The sequence below is a fragment of the Nonomuraea sp. NPDC050790 genome (assembly GCF_044456745.1).
Lineage (GTDB): Bacteria > Actinomycetota > Actinomycetes > Streptosporangiales > Streptosporangiaceae > Nonomuraea.
In genome coordinates, this window is record NZ_JBITGF010000005.1 from 49,767 (window position 1) to 67,914 (window position 18,148).

Consider the following 18,148-nt stretch of genomic DNA (forward strand, 5'->3'; position numbering starts at 1 on the left):
GCACTCTCTGCGGCATGACAGAGATGCGACGTTACGACGTGATCGTGATAGGCGGCGCGGCCGCGGGGCTGAGCGGGGCGACGGCGCTGGCGCGTTCGCGCAGGTCGGTGCTGGTCGTCGATGGGGGCCAGCCGCGCAACGCGCCCTCCGACGGCGTGCACAACTACCTGGGGCACGACGGCCTGCCGCCGGCGCTGCTGCTGGCCAGGGGGCGCGAGGAGTTCATCGGCTACGGCGGCGAGATCCGGACGGGCGCGGTGTCGTCGGTGACCCGGCTGCCGGACGACGGCTTCGCGGTGGCGCTGGGCGACGGCTCCGTGGTGGAGGCGGCGCGGATCCTGGTGGCCACCGGGGTGGCGGACGAGTTGCCCGATGTCGCCGGGCTGGCCGGGCGCTGGGGCGTCGACGTGCTGCACTGCCCGTACTGCCACGGGTGGGAGATGCGCGACCGGGCGATCGGGGTGCTGGCCACGATGCCGCTCGCCGTACACCAGGCCATGCTGTGGCGTCAGCTCAGCAAGGACGTGATCGTCTTCTCACACACGCAGCCCGGTCTCGACCTCGGCGGTCTCGACGTCGAGGTGGTCGACGGGCTGGTCACCGCGGTGGAGACGCGCGACGGCCACCTGTCCGGCGTACGGCTGGCCGACGGCGGGACCGTCGCCCGGGACGTCCTCGTCGTCAGCCCGGTCATGCACGCCCGCGCCGGATTCCTGAGCGGCCTCGGCCTCGAACCGGAGATCCAGGAGATGGACGGCCACGTGATCGGCACCCAGATCCCGGCGGGCCCCACGGGCGCCACCGGCGTGCCGGGCGTGTGGGCCGCGGGCAACGTGGCGAACCTGATGGAGACCGTGGTCGGCGCCGCCGCGGCGGGGGTGCGTGCGGCCGTCGCCATCAACGCCGACCTGGCCATGTCCGGCAGGTGAGCGGTCAGGCGCCGGGACCCCAGGCGGGCCTGGCTCCGGTGGCCGCCTTGCGGCCGAGCTTGCCCGACCTGACCTGGACGGCGAGGCTGTCGAGGATGACGCGGGCGCTGAGCAGGGCGGTCTGCTCGGCCCAGTCGTAGGGCGGCGAGCACTCCACGACCTCGATCCCGGCCAGCCCGGGTTCGGAGACCATGCGGACCAGGTTGAGCGCCTCGCGGGGCAGCAGGCCGCCGGGCTCCGGCCAGCCGGTGCCGGGAACGAACCCGGCGTCGATGACGTCGATGTCGAAGGACAGGTAGACGGCCTCGGCGTTCTGCCAGGCGATCTCCAGCGCGGTCTCGGCCACGCGTTCCACGCCGACGCGCTCCACGTCGCCGACGGTGATGACGGTGGTGCCGCGCTCGCGGCCCACCTGGACGCCGGGGCGGGGCGACTGCCAGCCGCCGATGCCGACCTGGACGAGGTTGGTGGCCGGGGCGTTCCTGATGTTGGTGGCGTGGAACCACGGCGTGGTGTGCATGCGCTCGTCGAGGTCGGTCTCCTGCGTGTCGACGTGCCGGTCGAAGTGGATGATGCCGACGTTGCCCTCGCGGTGCGGGGTCAGGCCGCGGATGGTCGGGAAGCCGATCGAGTGGTCGCCGCCGAGCACGACGGGCATCACCCCCTGCTGGACGACGTGGCTCATCGCCTGGCTGATCTGGTCGAACGACTTCTCCAGGTTGCCGGGGATGGTGAAGACGTCGCCGATGTCCACCAGGTTGAGCTGTTCGCGCAGGTCTACGCCGAGCTCGTAGCAATAGGTGCCGAACAGGTTGGTGCTGCGCCGGATGCCCTGCGGACCGAAGCGGGTGCCGGGGCGGTAGGTGGCGCCCGCGTCGAGCGGCACCCCGAAGATCGCCACCTCGGCGTCCCCGACGTCGTGCACATCCTCCAGGTACGGACATTTCAGGAATGTTCCGCGTTCGCCGGCGAAGTGGGGAAGCTCCCCTCGGGCGAACGTCGGGATCGTCCTGTCGTTGATCGTCGGCGCGCCCTCAAGCCCGTAGGCCAGGGCCCGCTCGATCTCCTCGGCGTGCCGCGCGGTCGGGATTTCCGCCTCGGCCCGCTGGGCCCAGGAGCCTTCTTGACTTACGTTGGTCATGTTTCCTGAGTCTTCGCTCGAGACGATCGGCTGTCCAGCAATGATCATTCTGAGTGTCGCGCTCGTCATCGCCTCCATGATCGTCGTCGGGCTGCTGGTCGCCCGCAGGGTCGCGGGGGACAGCAGGAACTTTCTGGTCGCCGGCCGTACGCTGGCGCTGCCCGTTGTCGCGGCGACGCTGATGGGCCAGGCGGTCGACACCAACGCCACCCTCGGCGCCACCGACCAGGCCGCCAGGCTCGGCTTCTGGGCGGGCGCGACGCTGCCGCTCGGGCTGGCGCTGTGCCTGCTGCTCACCGGCCTGTTCTTCGCGCGGCCGATGAACCGCATGGGCCTGACCACGCTGCCCGACTTCTTCCGGCTGCGCTACGGCCGCGCCACCGAGATGGCCGCCGCGCTGCTGATGATCGCCGCGTTCGCGATCCTGGTGGCGGGGAACCTGGTGGCGGGGGGTTTCCTGTTCGAGATGTTCCTCGGCACGCCGTACGTGGTGGGGGTGCTCATCATCGTCGCCGCGGTGCTGGTCTACACGCTCGCCGGCGGCATCCTCAGCGACGCCTACAGCTCGATCGTCCAGGTGGCGGTGACCACGCTCGCCTCGCTGGCGCTGCTGTTCTGGGTCGCGGCGACGTTCGGACTCGGGCACGAGCCCGGCATGGGCCCGCTCGACCTGGGCCAGCTCTCCGATCCCGCGCAGGGCGCGGTGGTCAACTGGGCCACGCTGGCCGCGCTCGGCGTGGGCGACATCGTGGCGATCGACTTCATGCAGCGCGTCTTCTCCGCCCGCTCCCCCGACGTCGCGCGCCGGGCCTGCTTCCTGGCGGCGGCGGGCACCGCGATCGTGGGCGTGCCGTTCGCGCTGGCCGCGGTGGCCACCGGGCGCGGGCTGCTGACGCTGCTGGACGAGGCGGCGCCGGTCGGGCTGAGCGTGCTGGTGCTGGCGGGCATCGTGAGCGCGTCGCTGTCCACGGCCGACGGCGCGATCCTCGGCACGGCCGCGGTGGCCGTCCGCAACGTGGGCACCATCCGCCGCACAAAAGGCCCCGACCGCACGACCGGCCCTGACGACATGGCCCGTCCGGGCCGCGCGGATCGCCCCAACCGTGCCGATCCGCTGTTGCGGGCCACCCGGTGGGCGATGCTCCCGGTGGTCGGCGGCTCGGTACTGCTGGCCTTACGGGTGCCGCAGACGGGCGTCCTGCTCACGCTGGCCTTCGACCTGATGCTGGCCTGCCTGGCGGTGCCGTTCGTGCTCGGCATGTTCTGGCGGCGCGGTTGCGCGCGCGCTGCCCTCGCCGCGCTCTCCGTCGGCCTGGTGGTACGGCTGACGCTGTTCGCCCTCACCCCCACCATGTACGGCGCCGACAACACGCTCCTCTACGTGCCCAACACCCTGGTCGGCGCGGCGTTCGACGGCTGGCCCACCTTCATCGCGCTGGCCGCCTCCCTGCTCACCTACGCCCTCGTGGCCCTGATCGGCCCCCCGGCCGGAATCCGCGGCCTGGACCTGCGCGTCGAGGAGACCCCCGCCGACCGCTAGGACACGGAGAAGGCGGCCATGCCCGTCGCCCACGCGCTGTCCAGGTCGGCGCCGGGCGGGAAGCGGCCGTCGAGTTCGAGGATCACCATGCCGTGCGCGAAGGCCCAGGCGGCCCGGGAGGCGGCCTCGTCGAAGGCGACCGCGCGCACCAGCGGCATCGCGGCGCGCTCCTCCACGCCGGGCGGCAGCAGGTCGCGGGGCAGCGGCCCGCTGCTCATCAGCCGGTACAGGTGGGGGTGCGCCAGCGCGTAGCGGCGGTAGGCGGCGCCCAGGGCGGGCAGGCCGGGCGCCGCGGCTTCGAGCGCCTCGGCCAGGTCGGTCATGGCCAGCCCGATCACCTGGGCCTCGACGGCCGCCTTGTCGGGGTAGTGCTTGTACAGCGAGGGCGCCCGGATGCCGAGCCGGTCGGCGAGCGCCCGCATGGTCAGGGCTTCGGCGCCGCCGTCCTCGATCAGGTCGCGGGCGGCGGTGACGATCTGGGCGGCGCGCTCAGACATCGCGCGAGCCGTCGCGGTTGCGCAGGCCGTACCCGAAGGCGCGGTCGGCGGCGACGTGCAGCAGCCAGGCCAGGCCCGCCACGAACAGCGGGACGAAGTCGATCGGGCCGAAGGAGTAGCCGACGAGGACGGCCAGCGGGATCCAGGGCCGGTGCATGAAGTTGTAGTACGGCACCGCCTTGGGCGACAGCCGTCCGCCGCCCCCTTCCTTGGCCCCGATGAACATGGTCAGGTCCGGCACGATCGCGAACACGATCGCGGTCACCAGCGCCGGGGCGCCGTGGTTGACGACCTCCAGGACGGTGAAGGCCAGCAGGAACAGGGCGAGCGCGGCCCACGCGACGCGGGCGGCGACGTTGCGGCGGGCGGGGGCGGCGACGACGTCCATCGGAGAACCTCCACGAGAAGGGCTAACGCTGTTAGCTTCACCGTAGGCTAACAGCGTTAGCCCGTCAAGAGGCTTAGGGTCGGCGCATGAGGCATTTCGTGGTCGTCGGCTACGACGCCGCCGAGCTGCTCGACATCGCGTGCGTGGTGGGCTGCCTGGAGAGCGCGAACCTGCGCGGCGCCGACCCGCTCTACAAGGTCCGCCTGGCCACGCCCGGCGCCCGCCCGATCGACTGCGGCCCCACCGTCACGCTCCAGGCCGGCGAGCGGCTCGAACACGTCAAAGGCCCGATCGACACGCTGCTCGTCTCCGGCGGCGTCGGCTGCCTGGACGCCGCGGCCGACCGGATGCTCGTCGCGCACGTGCGCCGCCTGGCCCGCGAGAGCCGCCGCGTCGCCTCCGTCTGCACGGGCGCCTGGATCCTGGCCGCGGCCGGCCTGCTGGACGGGCGGCGCGCCACCACCCACTGGGGCTGGGCCCGCGAGCTGGCGGAACACCATCCGCAGGTGCGGCTCGACCCCGACCCCATCTTCGTGCGCGACGGCCACGTCTACACCTCCGCCGGCGTCACCAGCGCCCTGGACCTCACGCTGGCGCTCATCGAGGAGGACCACGGCCCCGAGGTGGCCCGCACCGTGGCCCGCCAGCTCGTCACCTACCTGCAGCGGCCGGGCAACCAGGCGCAGATGAGCATGTTCACCGCGCCGCCGCCGCCGTCCGACGGGCTGGTCCAGCGGGTGGTCGACCACGTCACCGCCCATCTCGACGCCGACCTCGGGGTCGCGACGCTGGCCGCGGGCGCGGGGGTGAGCCAGCGCCACCTGACCCGCCTGTTCCTGCGCCACCTGGGGCAGACGCCGGGCAGGTTCGTCCGGCAGGCCAGGGTGGAGGCCGCCGCCCACCTGCTGTCGGCGACCACGCTGCCCATGGAGACGGTGGCCGCCCGCTGCGGGTTCGGCAGCGCGGAGACGTTACGGCAGGCGTTCACCGACCGGTACGGCGTGCCGCCCTCCCACTACCGCCTCACCCAGTCCCGCACCGCCGCCTCCCACCCCAGGGCCCCCGCACCCCCGCCCCAACCCCAGCACCCGCCCAAGACGCCCGCCCGAGCCCGACCCGCGGCGCCCGCATAACTCCCGCCCGAGACGCCCGCCTGAAGCCCCGCCCGGGAAACCCGTCCGAGCCCCGCCCAGGAGAACCGCCCGAGTCCCGCGCGGGAGGACCGTCTGAGTCCCGCGCGGGAGGACCGTCTGAGCGTCGCCCGAGACGCCCGGCTGAGTGCCGCGGTGCCGGGTCGGACCCGCCGGGAAACCCGTCACCCGCGCATAGACCGCTCCACGCGGGTAGCTCAAAGGCATGGCGACAATCATTGATCGGGTGCGCGCGTACCTGCGCAGCCCCCGAGGCAGGCAGAACATCGAGAAGGCCAAGCGCCTGGCCCGCGACCCGCGCACGCAGCAGAAGGCCAGGGGCTTCCTAGACCGGCTGCGAAGGAGGCGGTGAGCCGGTCACATAGCCGGTGCCGGTGGAGCGCGAGACGCAGGCGAACGCGTCGAACGCCGCGAACACCGGCAGATCCAGGAAGTAGTCGGCCATGCGCGTGTGCCGGTAGGCGTCCGCGTCCTCGACGTGGGGCGCGGCGGCGCGCAGGTCGGCGAGGGTCCAGAGCGGCCCGGTGGAGAACGCCGACTCGACGCTGCCCGCCACGGGCGGGGGCAGCGGCGCGTCCAGCCAAGCGCCGTGCGGGCGCTCGGGCGTCGGCTCACCCATGGCGGTGGTACGGCCGAGGCTCGAGGTGAGCCCGATGGCGCGATAGCCGTCCCCGAGGGCCGCGGCCAGATGGGCCCCGGCCGGCAGGAGGCCCTCGGGGGTGACGGCGCGCTGGATGTGCCAGTTGTGGGCGGCCAGGACGACGCGGGCGCCGCCGTCCAGCAGCCGCAGCACCGACTCGGCCAGGTAGACGTCGCGGAAGGTCGAGGCCGCGGCGAACCCTTCGGCGGTGGCGCGGTGGAGCTGGTCCAGGTACCAGGCGCCGCGCAGGTGCCAGAGAGCCGTCTCGTGCTCCCGCCCGGCGGCCACGAAGGCGAGCCGGTTCATCCAGGCCATCAGCGTGCTGAGCGCGCCGGTCAGCCTGTCGCGCTCGGCGGGTTCGAGTGACGGGTAGCGGCTCATGGCCACGAGCGTGACGGGGTCGTGGAAGCGGGCGGCCAGTTCGGCGGCGGTCTCCAGGGCGGGCAGCGCCTCGGGGCAGGCCCCACGCAGGTATCCGGCCACGTGGTCGAGCGCGGGCAGCAGCGATCCGCACGATCCCGGCAGATCCACCCCGACGCAGGTGATCCCCGCTTTTTCACGATAAATCCGCATCCAGGTGAGCACGTCGTACATTTCCTGGCACTCACCCAGGCCCAGCGCGACACCCTCCTTCGCGGCCTCCTCCACCGTCCCCGGGCCGCCGGCCACCCAGGCCTCCAGCGCGTGCCCCTGGGTGAAGGGCGCCTCCAGCGCGTACACCTCGAAGCCGCAGCGCTCCACCAGGAAGCGCAGCATGCGGTGCCGTACCTGGTAGAACTCCCGGACGTGGTGGGTGCTCTCCCCCAGCGCCACCACGCGAGCGTCGCCGACGACCTCCCGCAGCGGTTCGAGGTCGTCCAGGGGCGCGTCGAGGTCCAGCGTGCCGAGGGCGGTTCCGTGCTCGCCGATCCAGTTCGTCAGCTTCATGTTCCCGAGGCTTCCACGCCGGAGCCCGGTCTCTCGTCGTGCCCGTGGAGGCATCCCGGGGCGGCAGCCGTACTACTTCGCCGGTGGTAGGGTCTCGTGAAAATGATTGTCGTTATCGGAGTCATACGTTGCGAACCCTTGTCGTTTTACTGTCGGCCGTCCTCGCGGTCTCGGTGCTGCTGGCGATCGGCGTCGGCGCCGCGGCGGTGCCGCCGGGGCAGACCCTGCGCTACCTGTGGGCGGCGATCTCGGGTGCGGCTATCACGCCCGAGGAGGTGGCCACGTACCAGATCGTCTGGCAGGTGCGCACCCCGCGCGTGATCCTGGCCGTGCTCGTCGGCGCCGGGCTCAGCGCGGCGGGCGTCGCGGTCCAGGCCATGGTGCGCAACGCGCTGGCCGACCCGTTCGTGCTCGGCGTCTCCTCCGGCGCCTCGGCGGGCGCGGTGCTGGTCGGCGTCACGGGTGCGCTCACCGCGCTCGGCATCTACGCCGTCAGCGCGGGCGCCTTCCTCGGCGCCCTGCTCGCCTCCGCCCTCGTCTACGTCGTCTCCCGCCAGGGCGGCGGCCTGTCACCGCTGCGGCTCGTGCTGACCGGGGTGGCGGCGGCGTTCGGCTTCCAGGCCCTGATGAGCGTGATCGTCTACTTCGCGCCGGACGGCGAGGCCACCAGCACCGTCCTGTACTGGTCGATGGGCGGCTTCGGCGCGGCCACCTGGGGCGCCCTGCCCGTCATCGCCGTCGTCACGCTGGCCGCGCTGGCCGTCCTGCGCGGGCTCGGCCGCAACCTGGACGTGCTGGCGCAGGGCGAGGAGACCTCCGCGAGCCTCGGCGTCGACACGGTACGGCTGCGCCGCGGCCTGTTCGTGCTCACCTCCCTGTCCACCGGCGCGATGGTCGCGGTCAGCGGCGCGATCGGCTTCGTCGGCCTGGTCATGCCCCACCTGGTCCGCCTGCTCGTCGGCGCCGCCCACACCCGCGTGCTCACGATCGCCCCGCTGGCCGGCGCGATCTTCATGGTGTGGGCCGACCTCATGGCGCGCACCCTGTTCGCGCCCAGGGAACTGCCCATCGGCGTGATCACCGCCCTGGTCGGCGTGCCGGTGTTCGTCACGCTGCTGCGCCGCCGCGGCTACCTGTTCGGGCGGTCGTGACATGGGCCTGCACCTGGACGGCCTGTCCGTACGCGCGGGCGCGGCCGACCTCGTCCGCGACCTGTCGCTGACCGTCGCCACCGGGCAGGTCGTCGGCCTGGTCGGCCCCAACGGCTCGGGCAAGACCACCGCCCTGCGCTGCGTCTACCGGGCGCTGCGGCCGAGCGGCGGAGTGGTCAGCGTGGACGGCCGGGACGTGGCCGCCCTGCCGATGCGCGAGTCCGCCAGGCTCGTCGGCGCGCTCACCCAGGAGGGACACACCGACCTCGACTTCACCGTCGAGGAGACCGTGGCGCTCGGCCGGGCCCCGCATCTGCGCGGCAACCGCCCCCTCGACGCCCGCGAGCGTGAGCTGTGCCGCCGGGCCATGGAACAGATGGAGGTCGCGCACCTGGCCGGGCGCGGCGTGCTGTCGCTGTCCGGCGGCGAGCGCCAGCGGGTGCTCGTGGCCCGCGCGCTCGTCCAGGAGCCGCGGGTGCTCATCCTGGACGAGCCGGCCAACCACCTCGACCTGCACCACCAGATCAGGCTGCTGTCGATGCTGCGCGGCTCCGGCCGCACGGTGCTGGTCACCCTGCACGACCTCAACCTCGCCGCCTCGGCCTGCGACCGGCTGGCCGTGCTGTACGGCGGCCGGCTCGCGGCCTTCGGGACACCGGGCGAGGTCCTCACCGAGTCGCTGCTGCGCGACGTCTTCGGCGTCGCGGCGGGCGTCGTCCCCCATCCCCTCACCGGCGTGCCCCAGGTCCTGTACGACCTCGGGTCCGCCCACCTGGAAGGAACCCCTTCGTGAACCGCATCCTGACCGCCTGCGCCTTGGCCGGGTCCCTGCTGCTCGCCGGTTGCGGCGCCCGGGTCGAGGGCGGCGCCGCCGTACCGGAGAAGACGCGCGTCAAGCGGTGCGGGCAGGAGGTCGAGTACACGACCCCGCGCCGCGCCGTCGTCTACGAGGCGGGCAGCGCGGACAAGATGTTCGCGCTCGGGCTGACCGCGCACGTCCACGGCTACGTGATGCCGCCCGCCAACCCGCCGGTCGAGGAGTCGCCCTGGGCCGCCGAGTACGCGAAGGTCAAGTTCCTCAGCGACGACCTGCTCAACCGCGAACTGGTCGTGGACGCCAGGTCCGACTTCGTGGTGGCCGGGTGGCGCTCGGGCTTCAGCGACCAGCGCGGCATCACCCCGGCCATCCTCGACGGCCTGAAGATCCAGAGCTTCATGCACGCCGAGTCGTGCTTCAACTACCCCGGCTTCCCCGAGCGCGTCACGCCGTTCGAGGGCCTCTACACCGACCTCGAACGCCTCGGCCGGATCTTCCACGTCGAGGACCGCGCCCGCGCGCTGGTCGACGGGTACCGGCAGCGGGTCGAGGCGGTGCGCGCCAAGGCGCCGAAGGGCGATCCGGCACCCGTCTTCCTGTACGACTCCGGCACCGACAAGCCCTTCACCGCCGGCAGCCAGGTGCCGCCCAATGACATCATCCGCTTCGCCGGCGGCCGCAACGTCTTCGCCGGCCTGGACGCCCGCTGGGGCGAGGTCACCTGGGAGGCGGTCGTGGCGGCCAAGCCCGAGGTGATCATCATCCTCGACTACGGTGACAAGCCCGCCGCCGAGAAGATCCGGTTCCTGAAGGAGTCGCCGGTGACGGCCAAGCTGCCCGCCGTCGTCAACGACCGCTTCTACGTCCTCGACTACAACGAGGGCATCAGCGGCCCGCGCAACATCGACGGCCTGGAGGGCTTCGCCGCCTACCTGCGCGGGCTGCCCGGGTGAGCACGACCGCGGTCCTTCGTGATCCGGGGTTCCTGCGCCTGTGGGCGGGCACGACCGCGTCGGGGCTGGCGACGTGGGCGCTGCCGTTCGTGCTGGGGCTGGCGGTCCTCGACCGCGGCCTCACCGCGACCGGCCTCGGCCTCGTGCTGGCCGCGCGGACCGCGGGGTTCCTGGTCGCGGTGCCGGTCGGCGGCGTGCTCGCCGACCGGTACTCGCGCCGCGCCGTGGTCCTGTGGGCGGGCCTGGCCGGGGCACTGGCCACCCCGGTCATCGCGCTGGGCCTCGGCCGCTCGGTCCTGCTCATGAGCGTGGCCGCCGCGCTGGCCGGGGCGGGCCAGGGGGCCTGCCGTCCCGCCTTCCAGGCGCTGACCGCGGAGGTGGTCGAGCAGGACGCGCGCCAGCGCGCCAACGCCGCCATCACGCTCGCGGTGCGCGCGAGCACGCTGGCCGCCCCCGCCGCGACCGCACTGCTGGCGACCGTCCTCGGCACCCAGGCTTTGCTGACCGGCATCGCCCTGCTGTGGCTGGCCGCCGCCCTGCTACCACCCCGCGGCACTCCCCACGCACCCGCCGCGCTCCCCCTGCCGCAGGGCCGCCGCCGCGCGCTCGCCGCGCCGGTGGCGCTGCTGGGCGAGTTCGCCGAGGGCGTGCGCGAGGCGCGGCGGCACCCGTGGTTCCTGGCCGGGCTGGGCGCGCTGACCGCCGTCGTGTTCACCGGCTACTCGGTCACCGGCGTCGCGCTCCCCCTGATCAGCCGCGACCGCTACGGCACCGAGGCGGTGCTGGCCGCCGCCCTGACCGCCTACACCGCGGGCGCGCTGGCGGGAGCCCTCCTCATGTCGCGCCGGCGACCGCGCTCCCAGGGCTGGGCCGCGCTGGCCGGTCTCGCCCTGTACGGCTGCGCCCCGCTCAGCCTGCTGCTGCCGGTGCATCCGGTGCTGGTGGCGGTGGCGTACCTGCTGGCCGGGCTGGGGATCGAGCTGTTCAACGTCCCGTGGTTCACCGCGACACAGCGCGAGGTGGAGCCCCGCCTGCTCGCCCGCGTCTCCTCGCTGGACTTCCTGCTCTCCTACGGCCTGGCCCCCGTCGGCCTGGCCCTCCTGGCTCCGGCCATGGACCACTTCGGCGCCACCCCGGTCCTGGCCTTCTGCGCGCTGGTCTGCTTCGCCGCCCCGGCCGCCGCCGCCCTCACCCCGTCCGCCCGCCACTTCCGCCGCCGGTGACGCACGCCGACCCCGCCGGCCGCGCCGAGGACGCTCGGATCGAGCGCGGTGATGTCGGCCACGACACCGCCGGGCGCTCGCTGCCGGGTCAGGCCAGGGCGGCGAGCACCCGGCGGTGGCCGCCCAGTCTTCCGGCCCTGCGCGAGCGGGGTCACTGCAGCCTGCTGCTCTCCTCGGGCGGTAGCAGGCTGGTGGCGAGGTCCTTGACGGCGGCGGTGAAGCGGCCGGGGCCCACGTGGCGGATCAGCGCGCCGTCGAAGAGGGCGAGCAGGGCGTGGGCGCGGAAGTCCGGGTCGGGGCCGGACAGCAGGGAGCTCAGGTGGGCGTGCCAGAAGCGGTAGCTCGGGTCGGCGTACTTGTCGTCGGCACAGGCCTGCTCGTGCGCCGACAGCAGGACGGCGTTGCCCTCCGCGATCGCGCACAGCCGGTCGAGGAAGGCGAGCAGCCGCTCCCCGGCCGGAGCTCCCGGGCCCAGGGGCGGCGGGCCGGAGACGACCGCCTCGCGCAGCTCGCGCGAGCGCTCCTCCAGCAGTGCCTGCAGCAGACCGGCCCGGTTGCCGAACCGGCGGAAGACCGTCCCCTTGCCGACCCCGGCCAGCGCCGCGACCCGGTCGAGCGAGACGTGATCGCCGCCGCCCTCGGCGAGCAGTCGCTCGGTGGCCCTGAGCACGGCCTGGCGGTTGCGGGCGGCGTCTGCGCGCTCCACTCGGGCACCCCCTCTAGCAATCGGACCGACGGTCCGCTTATATTACCGGACTATCGGTCCGCATCTTAGGAGACATCATGCTCGCACTCGTCGTCGACCCCGGCGCCCCCGCTTCGCTCCGCCTCGCCGAGGCGCCGGAACCCCAGCCCTCCCCCGGCCAGCTTGTCGTGGAGGTGAGCCACATCTCGCTCAACCGGGGCGAGGTGACCTTCGCCGGCAGCCGTCCGCCGGGCACCGTGCACGGCTACGACGCCGCGGGCGTGGTGGCACGTCCCGCCGCCGACGGGTCGGGGCCCGCCGCGGGCACGCCGGTCGCCGCGTTCGGGGCCGGGGCGTGGGCGCAGCGGATGGCGGTGGAGACCAGCGCGGTGGCCGAGGTTCCGGCCGGAGTGGATCCGGCCGCCGCCGCGGCGCTGCCGATGGCGGGGCTCACCGCGCTGCGCACCCTGCGTACACGTGACATCCTGGGCCGCCGGGTGCTGGTCACCGGGGCGGCGGGCGGGGTGGGGCGCTTCGCCGTACAGCTCGCCAGGATGGGCGGGGCGCACGTGATCGCCTCGGTCGGCTCGCCCGCCCGCGCGGAGGGGCTGGAGGCGGACGAGATCGTGATCGGCCTCGACGGCGTCGACCGGCCCGTGGACCTGATCCTCGACAACGTGGGCGGGCCGCAGCTCAGGGCCGCGTGGGAGCTGCTCGCACCGGGCGGGAGCGTGCGGAACATCGGGTGGGCCTCGGGCGAGCCCGCGGTGTTCGAGCCCTACTCGCTGTTCTCCATCGGGCCGGCCAAGACGATGAGCACGTTCGGCGACGTGCGCGAGGTGGGGCCGGACCTGGCCACGCTGCTCGGGTTCGTGGCCGAGGGACGGCTCTCGCCCCAGGTGGGGTGGCGCGGGAACTGGACGGAGTACGACAAGGCGGCCGCCGCCCTCCTCGCCAGGACCATCCCCGGCAAGGCGGTCCTCTCGCTCGCCTGACCCGGGGAATGCGGAACGCTACATGGGATATAGCGGATGCCAGAGCGCGTCTGGCGCCTGAAGGGTGAGCGAAAAGAACGAGAGGAAACGCGATGAGCATCCGTCCCTTCCGCATCGAGATCCCGCAGGAGCAGCTCGACGACCTGGCCGCCCGCCTGGACGCGACCCGCTGGCCGGACGAGCTGCCCGGCGTCGGCTGGAGCCGGGGCGTGCCCGTCGGGTACCTGCGGGAACTGGCCGGCCACTGGCGTACACGCTATGACTGGCGCGCGCACGAGGCGGAGATCAACGAGCACCCGCAGTACCTCACCGCCATCGACGGGCAGAACGTCCACTTCCTGCACGTCCGCTCCCCCGAGCCGGACGCCACCCCGCTGCTCCTGCTGCACGGCTGGCCGGGTGCGGTGACCGACTTCCTCGACGTCATCGGCCCGCTGTCGGACCCGTGCGCCCACGGCGGCGACCCGTCGGCCGCCTTCCACCTGGTGATCCCGTCGCTGCCGGGCTTCGGGTTCTCCACGCCGCTGGCTGGGCCGGGCATGAACGCGGCCAGGATGGCGGGGGTGTTCGTGCGGCTCATGGCCGAGCTCGGCTACGACCGCTACGGCGCCCACGGCTACGACACCGGCTCCTGGGTGGCGCCCGAGATCGGCAGGCAGGATCCCGAGCGCGTGATCGGCGTGCACATGAACGGCATGATCACCTTCCCGGTCGGCGCCGAGGGCGAGATGGACGGGTTGTCGGCGGACGAGCAGGCGCGGTGGGCGCGGATGCAGGACTTCAACGACGGCTACCTGCAGTGCAACTCCAAGCGCCCGCAGACCGTCACCTACGGCCTGCACGACTCCCCGGTCGGCCAGCTCGCCTGGATCATGGAGAAGTTCAAGGAGCTCACGCTGCCGGAGGACGGCCTGCCCGAGGACGCCATCGACCGCGACCGCATGCTGACCGACGTCTCGATCTACTGGCTCACGGGTACGGCGGGCCCGGCGGCCCAGATCTACTACGAGGAGCTGTCGGCCGTGGAGTGGGGTGGCGTGAGCGAGCGCGGGAAGGTGCCGACCGGGGTGCTGGTCACGGCCCACGACGTGACCGTCCGGCCGTGGGCCGAGCGCGACCACAACGTCGTGCGCTGGACCGAGCTGGGCGAGGGCGGCCACTTCCTGTCGATGGAGCGGCCGGAGCTGCTGGTGAACGACCTGCGCGCGTTCTTCAGTGCTTCGCTTCGATGATCATCTGAGGGCGGCCGGTGACCAGCAGCCACGCGGGCAGCAGGGCCAGGCAGAGCACGGGGATCAGTTCGAGGTCGGTGACGACGGCCGCCGCCATGAACAGGCTCAGCCAGCCCTGCTGGGTCACCGCCAGCGTCATGCCGAGAACGCCGCAGGCGACCGACAGCGGCGTCGGCACGCCGGGCACCAGGGCGGAGGCGAGCAGGCCGACGGCGACGCCGACGAAGACCGCGGGGAAGATCCGGCCGCCGATGAACGCGGAGGTGGAGGCGATGAGCAGGGCGACCAGCTTCACCACGATGATCAGGGTGAGGGAGGCGGCGCCGCCGTGGTCGGCGGCCAGTTCCTTCATCTCCTCCAGCCCCTTGAACAGGGTGATCTGGCCGCCGATCATCCCGGCGACGCCGAGGAGCACACCGGCGAGGGTCAGCCGGAGCACGGGGTGGCGTACCCGATGGAACAGGCGGTGGACGTGCGGGAAGGCGTAGACGGCCGCGAGCCCGGCGAGGACCGCCACGCAGGCGATGACCATGCCGGTGAGCAGGTCGAGGGGCCGCATGGAGTACTCGGGCAGGCCCAGGTGGAAGACCGGGCTGGTGACCAGGACGGTGGTGATCGCCCCGGCGCCGGCCGCGACCAGCGGGGCGAACAGGCGGTCCCACAGCGGCACGTCCTTCGGGCCGAGCGCCAGCTCCGACAGGATCAGCGCGGCGGCCACGGGCGTGCCGAACAGCGCGCCGATCGTGCCGGCCGCGGCCAGCCCCAGCCACGTCGGCGCCTTGATCCCGGGCAACAGGCGCACGCCCAGCGCGACGGCCAGGGCGATGTTGGCGGCGGTGATCGGGTTCTCCGGTCCGAGGCTGACGCCGCCGGCGAGGGTGAGCGCGGTGGCCAGCAGCATGCCGGGAACGACCGACATCGGCAGCGGCTCGCCCACCAGCCCCTCGGTGGCCGGGTCGGGGCCCGTGGGGATCTTCCACACCACGAGCCCGACCGCGAGGCCGGTGAGCGTGAGGATGGTCAGCGTCCACCAGGGCGAGGCGCCGTTGAGGCCCATCGCGGCCGGCAGGTGGTGCCACAGCACCTCCTGCAGCGCCTCGGCGGCGAAGCTGACCGCCATCAGGATGAGGCTGCAGGCCACGCCGACGACCAGCGCGGGCAGCGCGAGCCTGGCCAGCGCGGCGGCGGGTCGGCCGTGCGTCATGCCCTTTCCCTAGCCTGGCCGCCCTCTAGCCAAGATCAAGCCCGCGTAAGCTTTTCCTCCGCGAGGGCGCCGGGGTCCGCGGTGAGCTCGGGCGAGCGGCTCATCAGCCGGAGCATCGCGCGATGGAAGTCCGCGCGCTCCTCAGGCGTCCAGTCACCGGTGAGCCTGGCGAAGACCGCCTCCTGCCAGGCGTGCGCCGCACGCAGCAGGTCCCGTCCGTCCTCGGTCAGCTCCACGGTACGGCGCCGCCCGTCCGCGGCCGAGGCGGTGACCTCCAGGTAGCCGCGCCCGGCGGCCTGGGCGACCAGCCGGGAGGCGCCCGACTGGTCGAGCCCCAGCTCGGCGGCGATCTCGTTGACGGTGATCTCCGGCCGACCGGCCAGCGCGTGGACCGCCTCGGCCACCATGACGTCCCGGCCGCGCTCGGCCCCGGCGTTCCACCGCCGCGCCCAGTGGCGGACGAACTGGAACAGCGCCTGCCCTGGCCCGCTCATTCGGTCGCGGCCAGGTCGGCGTACAGGCGGGCGAACTCGAGCGCGGCCCGCAGCCCGGGAAAGCGCAGCGCGGCTGAGACCCGGTCGCCGCTGGCCCGGAACACGGTGGCGACCCGGCTCCATTCGGCGTCCTGCGGCCAGCGGGCGTCCTGCTCGACGACCACGACTCGCTCGCTGACCGGATGCCACGAGCGGGGACGCAGTTCGATCCCCGACCGCACGATCCACTCGGCGAAGTCGCCCGGCGTGATCGGCCCCGAGCCCTTGGGCCCGTTGACCACGACGGGGTCGGCGACGACCCCGCGCACCCGGTCCGGGTCGCCGTCGTTGACGACCTCGTGCCAGCGGCCGACGGCCGCCTCGGTCCGCTCCGACGCGTTCATGCCCCGATATTACATGCGATTCGCATATATCTAATGCGGAACGAAATATGCCGCCTCAGCTCCTACCGTGGGCGGCATGACGATCACCCACGCGACAGAGCTGCGACTGGCCGCCCGCCCCGGCGCCGAGCTGCGGAAGGACCACTTCGAGCTCGTCCACACCGAGATCGGCCCGCCGGGCGAGGGCGAGTTCCTGGTGCGCAACGACTGGATGCTGCTGTCGGTCGTCATGCGCGATCTGATGGAGGCCGAGCCCCATCCGGAGCTGCCGATGTCCGCCTATGAGCTGGGCCGGCCGCCGTGGGCTCCGGCGGTCGGCACCGTGCTCGCCTCGCGTAGCGCGCGCTTCCGCGCGGGTGATCTGGTCCAGCACGTGTACGGCTTTCGCGACCACGTCCTGGCCGCGGAGGGCGACGCGTCGGTCACCAGGCTCGATCCGGGCCTGCTGCCCGGTCCCGAGTACCACCTCAACCAGGGCGCCACCGCCTGGCGCGGCATGGTGACGCTGGCCGGGGCCGGCCCGGGTGACACCGTGTTCGTGTCGGGCGCCACCACGGGGGTCGGCTCGGTGGCCGGGCAGATCGCCCGCTGCCGCGGCGCCGCGCGGGTGATCGGCAGCACGGGCAGCAAGGACAAGATCGACTACCTGGTCGGCGAGCTGGGCTTCGACGCCGCCTTCGACTACCACGACGGCCCCGTCGCCGCCCGGCTGGCGGAGCTGGCGCCGGACGGCGTGGACGTCTTCTTCGACAACGTCGCGGGAGAGCAGTTCGAGGCCGCGCTGGCGCTGGCCGCGCCCGAGGCCCGCTTCGTGCTGTGCGGCTCGCTGTCGGGCCGCAACCCGGTCCTCGACCTGGAGCCCGCCGTGCTGCGTGACGTGACGATCCGCGGGTTCACCACCCCCTACGAGAACGACCCCGCCTGGACCGAGCACTTCGGCAGGTGGCTGCGCGAGGGCCGGTTCGTCTTCCCGCGCACCGTGGTCGAGGGCGGCCTGTCCGCGGTGCCCGGCGCGCTGGTCGCCCAGTTGAACGGCAGGCACCGGGGCACGACCCTGGTCCGGCTGTGACCTCAGAGCCCTGAGGCGATCTTGAGCGTGATCACCCCGAGGATGATCGCGGCGAACGACAGCAGCTTCGGCAGGGTGATCTTCTCCTTGTAGATCAGGGCGCCGAGGACAACCGTGCCGATCGCGCCCAGCCCCGTCCAGATCGTGTAGCCGACGCCCACGTCCAGGGTCTTGAGCGCGAGGCTGAGGAAGTAGATGCCACCGGTGGCGGCCACCACCGTGAACACCGACGGCCACAGCTTGGTGAAGCCCTTGGTGGCGTTGGTGCCGAGGGCGAAGGCGATTTCGAAGACGACGGCGAGCGCGAGATAGAACCAGGCCATGATGGGTGTGCTCCTCAGAGGTCAGGCGGCGGCGGTGAGCTTGTCGGACAGCTTCAGCCCGAGGACTCCACCGATGATCAGGACGAAGGCGAGCGCCTTCCAGACGTTCATGGACTCGCCGAAGATCAGCGTGCCGAGCACGACGGTGCCGGTGGCGCCGATCCCGGTCCAGACCGTGTAGCCGACGCCCACGTCCAGGGTCTTCAGGGCCAGGCTGAGGAAGAAGATGCCGCCCGCCGCGGCGACGATCGTCACGATGGAGGGCACCAGTTCGGTGAAGCCGTTGGTCGCGTTGGTGCCCAGCGCGAACACCACCTCGAAGACCGAGGCCACGAGCAGATAGATCCAAGCCATAGGGAGAACTCCTTGCACATACAAGCGGTTGAGCAGAAGTATGTATGTGCAA

Annotated in this window: 21 protein-coding genes; 11 read left to right on the plus strand and 10 right to left on the minus strand. The window is 73.0% G+C overall.

Annotation, left to right across the window (positions count from 1 at the left end):
* Positions 1 to 14: 14 nt before the first annotated feature.
* On the plus strand, positions 15 to 929 hold the full coding sequence (locus tag ACIBEJ_RS25485; RefSeq protein ID WP_397185327.1) for an NAD(P)/FAD-dependent oxidoreductase: 915 nt from the start codon (positions 15 to 17) through the stop codon (positions 927 to 929).
* A 4-nt stretch (positions 930 to 933) separates the two neighbouring features.
* Here the strand turns inward: ACIBEJ_RS25485 and ACIBEJ_RS25490 are convergent, their stop codons facing one another.
* Positions 934 to 2,070: an agmatinase family protein gene (locus ACIBEJ_RS25490; protein ID WP_397185328.1), complete on the minus strand. Its 1,137-nt coding sequence runs from the start codon at positions 2,068 to 2,070 to the stop codon at positions 934 to 936.
* Positions 2,071 to 2,110: 40 nt separating this feature from the next.
* On the opposite strand from ACIBEJ_RS25490, the gene ACIBEJ_RS25495 reads away from it, so the two are divergent.
* Complete coding sequence (locus ACIBEJ_RS25495) at positions 2,111 to 3,610, plus strand: hypothetical protein (protein ID WP_397185329.1); 1,500 nt, start codon at positions 2,111 to 2,113, stop codon at positions 3,608 to 3,610.
* Here ACIBEJ_RS25495 and ACIBEJ_RS25500 read toward each other — a convergent pair.
* Both ACIBEJ_RS25500 and ACIBEJ_RS25505 read right to left on the minus strand, forming a co-directional pair.
* Positions 3,607 to 4,107 (minus strand): TetR/AcrR family transcriptional regulator, encoded by a 501-nt coding sequence (locus ACIBEJ_RS25500; protein ID WP_397185330.1) that lies wholly within the window; start codon positions 4,105 to 4,107, stop codon positions 3,607 to 3,609. The genes ACIBEJ_RS25495 and ACIBEJ_RS25500 overlap by 4 nt on opposite strands.
* The gene (locus ACIBEJ_RS25505; protein WP_397185331.1) at positions 4,100 to 4,495 is read right to left on the minus strand and encodes a DUF4260 family protein; all 396 of its coding nucleotides are present in this window, start codon (positions 4,493 to 4,495) and stop codon (positions 4,100 to 4,102) included. Before ACIBEJ_RS25505 ends, ACIBEJ_RS25500 begins: the two co-directional genes overlap by 8 nt.
* Positions 4,496 to 4,581: 86 nt before the next feature.
* Here ACIBEJ_RS25505 and ACIBEJ_RS25510 point away from each other — a divergent pair, with 86 nt between their 5' ends.
* Both ACIBEJ_RS25510 and ACIBEJ_RS25515 read left to right on the plus strand, forming a co-directional pair.
* Positions 4,582 to 5,628: a GlxA family transcriptional regulator gene (locus ACIBEJ_RS25510; protein ID WP_397185332.1), complete on the plus strand. Its 1,047-nt coding sequence runs from the start codon at positions 4,582 to 4,584 to the stop codon at positions 5,626 to 5,628.
* Positions 5,629 to 5,851: 223 nt separating this feature from the next.
* Positions 5,852 to 5,998, plus strand: coding sequence for a hypothetical protein (locus tag ACIBEJ_RS25515; RefSeq protein WP_397185333.1), 147 nt, complete (start codon positions 5,852 to 5,854; stop codon positions 5,996 to 5,998).
* On the opposite strand, the gene ACIBEJ_RS25520 is transcribed toward ACIBEJ_RS25515, so the two are convergent.
* The gene (locus tag ACIBEJ_RS25520) at positions 5,972 to 7,213 is read right to left on the minus strand and encodes an erythromycin esterase family protein (protein WP_397185334.1); all 1,242 of its coding nucleotides are present in this window, start codon (positions 7,211 to 7,213) and stop codon (positions 5,972 to 5,974) included. The genes ACIBEJ_RS25515 and ACIBEJ_RS25520 overlap by 27 nt on opposite strands.
* Before the next feature lie 128 nt (positions 7,214 to 7,341).
* Here ACIBEJ_RS25520 and ACIBEJ_RS25525 point away from each other — a divergent pair, with 128 nt between their 5' ends.
* From ACIBEJ_RS25525 to ACIBEJ_RS25540, 4 genes are read left to right on the plus strand one after another with little or no spacing between them, the layout of a single operon-like run.
* Positions 7,342 to 8,364 (plus strand): FecCD family ABC transporter permease, encoded by a 1,023-nt coding sequence (locus tag ACIBEJ_RS25525; RefSeq protein ID WP_397185335.1) that lies wholly within the window; start codon positions 7,342 to 7,344, stop codon positions 8,362 to 8,364.
* A gap of 1 nt (position 8,365) precedes the next feature.
* Positions 8,366 to 9,157 (plus strand): ABC transporter ATP-binding protein, encoded by a 792-nt coding sequence (locus ACIBEJ_RS25530; RefSeq protein WP_397185336.1) that lies wholly within the window; start codon positions 8,366 to 8,368, stop codon positions 9,155 to 9,157.
* Entirely contained in the window at positions 9,154 to 10,134 is a 981-nt protein-coding gene (locus ACIBEJ_RS25535; RefSeq protein ID WP_397185337.1) for an ABC transporter substrate-binding protein, read from the plus strand. Before ACIBEJ_RS25530 ends, ACIBEJ_RS25535 begins: the two co-directional genes overlap by 4 nt.
* Positions 10,131 to 11,357 carry an MFS transporter gene (locus ACIBEJ_RS25540; protein WP_397185338.1) on the plus strand — a complete coding sequence of 409 codons (1,227 nt, stop codon included), beginning with the start codon at positions 10,131 to 10,133 and terminating at the stop codon, positions 11,355 to 11,357. Before ACIBEJ_RS25535 ends, ACIBEJ_RS25540 begins: the two co-directional genes overlap by 4 nt.
* Positions 11,358 to 11,508: 151 nt before the next feature.
* On the opposite strand, the gene ACIBEJ_RS25545 is transcribed toward ACIBEJ_RS25540, so the two are convergent.
* A complete protein-coding gene (locus ACIBEJ_RS25545) occupies positions 11,509 to 12,063 on the minus strand; it encodes a TetR/AcrR family transcriptional regulator (protein ID WP_397185339.1) in 555 nt (184 codons plus the stop codon).
* Between the two features lie 77 nt (positions 12,064 to 12,140).
* Here ACIBEJ_RS25545 and ACIBEJ_RS25550 point away from each other — a divergent pair, with 77 nt between their 5' ends.
* Together ACIBEJ_RS25550 and ACIBEJ_RS25555 are read left to right on the plus strand one after the other, a co-directional pair.
* Positions 12,141 to 13,037: a zinc-binding dehydrogenase gene (locus tag ACIBEJ_RS25550; RefSeq protein ID WP_397185340.1), complete on the plus strand. Its 897-nt coding sequence runs from the start codon at positions 12,141 to 12,143 to the stop codon at positions 13,035 to 13,037.
* 92 nt (positions 13,038 to 13,129) lie between these two features.
* Complete coding sequence (locus ACIBEJ_RS25555; protein WP_397185341.1) at positions 13,130 to 14,269, plus strand: epoxide hydrolase family protein; 1,140 nt, start codon at positions 13,130 to 13,132, stop codon at positions 14,267 to 14,269.
* Here the strand turns inward: ACIBEJ_RS25555 and ACIBEJ_RS25560 are convergent.
* The 3 genes from ACIBEJ_RS25560 to ACIBEJ_RS25570 are packed head-to-tail and all read right to left on the minus strand — an operon-like array spanning position 14,250 to position 16,350.
* Complete coding sequence (locus ACIBEJ_RS25560; protein WP_397185342.1) at positions 14,250 to 15,473, minus strand: ion channel protein; 1,224 nt, start codon at positions 15,471 to 15,473, stop codon at positions 14,250 to 14,252. The genes ACIBEJ_RS25555 and ACIBEJ_RS25560 overlap by 20 nt on opposite strands.
* Before the next feature lie 35 nt (positions 15,474 to 15,508).
* Positions 15,509 to 15,967 (minus strand): MarR family winged helix-turn-helix transcriptional regulator, encoded by a 459-nt coding sequence (locus ACIBEJ_RS25565; protein ID WP_397185343.1) that lies wholly within the window; start codon positions 15,965 to 15,967, stop codon positions 15,509 to 15,511.
* On the minus strand, positions 15,964 to 16,350 hold the full coding sequence (locus tag ACIBEJ_RS25570) for a hypothetical protein (RefSeq protein WP_397185344.1): 387 nt from the start codon (positions 16,348 to 16,350) through the stop codon (positions 15,964 to 15,966). Before ACIBEJ_RS25570 ends, ACIBEJ_RS25565 begins: the two co-directional genes overlap by 4 nt.
* A gap of 76 nt (positions 16,351 to 16,426) precedes the next feature.
* Between ACIBEJ_RS25570 and ACIBEJ_RS25575 the strand changes: the two genes are divergently transcribed.
* Positions 16,427 to 17,419, plus strand: a complete 993-nt coding sequence (locus tag ACIBEJ_RS25575; RefSeq protein ID WP_397185345.1) for a zinc-binding dehydrogenase — start codon at positions 16,427 to 16,429, stop codon at positions 17,417 to 17,419.
* 2 nt (positions 17,420 to 17,421) lie between these two features.
* Here ACIBEJ_RS25575 and ACIBEJ_RS25580 read toward each other — a convergent pair whose 3' ends face one another.
* The gene (locus tag ACIBEJ_RS25580; protein WP_397185346.1) at positions 17,422 to 17,742 is read right to left on the minus strand and encodes a DMT family transporter; all 321 of its coding nucleotides are present in this window, start codon (positions 17,740 to 17,742) and stop codon (positions 17,422 to 17,424) included.
* Positions 17,743 to 17,763: 21 nt separating this feature from the next.
* Entirely contained in the window at positions 17,764 to 18,096 is a 333-nt protein-coding gene (locus tag ACIBEJ_RS25585) for a DMT family transporter (protein WP_397185347.1), read from the minus strand.
* Positions 18,097 to 18,148 lie beyond the last annotated feature (52 nt).

Excerpts from the sequence above, each read along its gene's own strand:
- ACIBEJ_RS25485 (WP_397185327.1), top strand. The coding sequence starts at position 15 with ATGACAGAGATGCGACGTTACGACGTGATCGTGATAGGCGGCGCGGCC.
- ACIBEJ_RS25490 (WP_397185328.1), bottom strand. The coding sequence starts at position 2,070 with ATGACCAACGTAAGTCAAGAAGGCTCCTGGGCCCAGCGGGCCGAGGCG.
- ACIBEJ_RS25495 (WP_397185329.1), top strand. The coding sequence starts at position 2,111 with ATGATCATTCTGAGTGTCGCGCTCGTCATCGCCTCCATGATCGTCGTC.
- ACIBEJ_RS25500 (WP_397185330.1), bottom strand. The coding sequence starts at position 4,107 with ATGTCTGAGCGCGCCGCCCAGATCGTCACCGCCGCCCGCGACCTGATC.
- ACIBEJ_RS25505 (WP_397185331.1), bottom strand. The coding sequence starts at position 4,495 with ATGGACGTCGTCGCCGCCCCCGCCCGCCGCAACGTCGCCGCCCGCGTC.
- ACIBEJ_RS25510 (WP_397185332.1), top strand. The coding sequence starts at position 4,582 with ATGAGGCATTTCGTGGTCGTCGGCTACGACGCCGCCGAGCTGCTCGAC.
- ACIBEJ_RS25515 (WP_397185333.1), top strand. The coding sequence starts at position 5,852 with ATGGCGACAATCATTGATCGGGTGCGCGCGTACCTGCGCAGCCCCCGA.
- ACIBEJ_RS25520 (WP_397185334.1), bottom strand. The coding sequence starts at position 7,213 with ATGAAGCTGACGAACTGGATCGGCGAGCACGGAACCGCCCTCGGCACG.
- ACIBEJ_RS25530 (WP_397185336.1), top strand. The coding sequence starts at position 8,366 with ATGGGCCTGCACCTGGACGGCCTGTCCGTACGCGCGGGCGCGGCCGAC.
- ACIBEJ_RS25550 (WP_397185340.1), top strand. The coding sequence starts at position 12,141 with ATGCTCGCACTCGTCGTCGACCCCGGCGCCCCCGCTTCGCTCCGCCTC.
- ACIBEJ_RS25555 (WP_397185341.1), top strand. The coding sequence starts at position 13,130 with ATGAGCATCCGTCCCTTCCGCATCGAGATCCCGCAGGAGCAGCTCGAC.
- ACIBEJ_RS25560 (WP_397185342.1), bottom strand. The coding sequence starts at position 15,473 with ATGACGCACGGCCGACCCGCCGCCGCGCTGGCCAGGCTCGCGCTGCCC.
- ACIBEJ_RS25565 (WP_397185343.1), bottom strand. The coding sequence starts at position 15,967 with ATGAGCGGGCCAGGGCAGGCGCTGTTCCAGTTCGTCCGCCACTGGGCG.
- ACIBEJ_RS25570 (WP_397185344.1), bottom strand. The coding sequence starts at position 16,350 with ATGAACGCGTCGGAGCGGACCGAGGCGGCCGTCGGCCGCTGGCACGAG.
- ACIBEJ_RS25575 (WP_397185345.1), top strand. The coding sequence starts at position 16,427 with ATGACGATCACCCACGCGACAGAGCTGCGACTGGCCGCCCGCCCCGGC.
- ACIBEJ_RS25580 (WP_397185346.1), bottom strand. The coding sequence starts at position 17,742 with ATGGCCTGGTTCTATCTCGCGCTCGCCGTCGTCTTCGAAATCGCCTTC.
- ACIBEJ_RS25585 (WP_397185347.1), bottom strand. The coding sequence starts at position 18,096 with ATGGCTTGGATCTATCTGCTCGTGGCCTCGGTCTTCGAGGTGGTGTTC.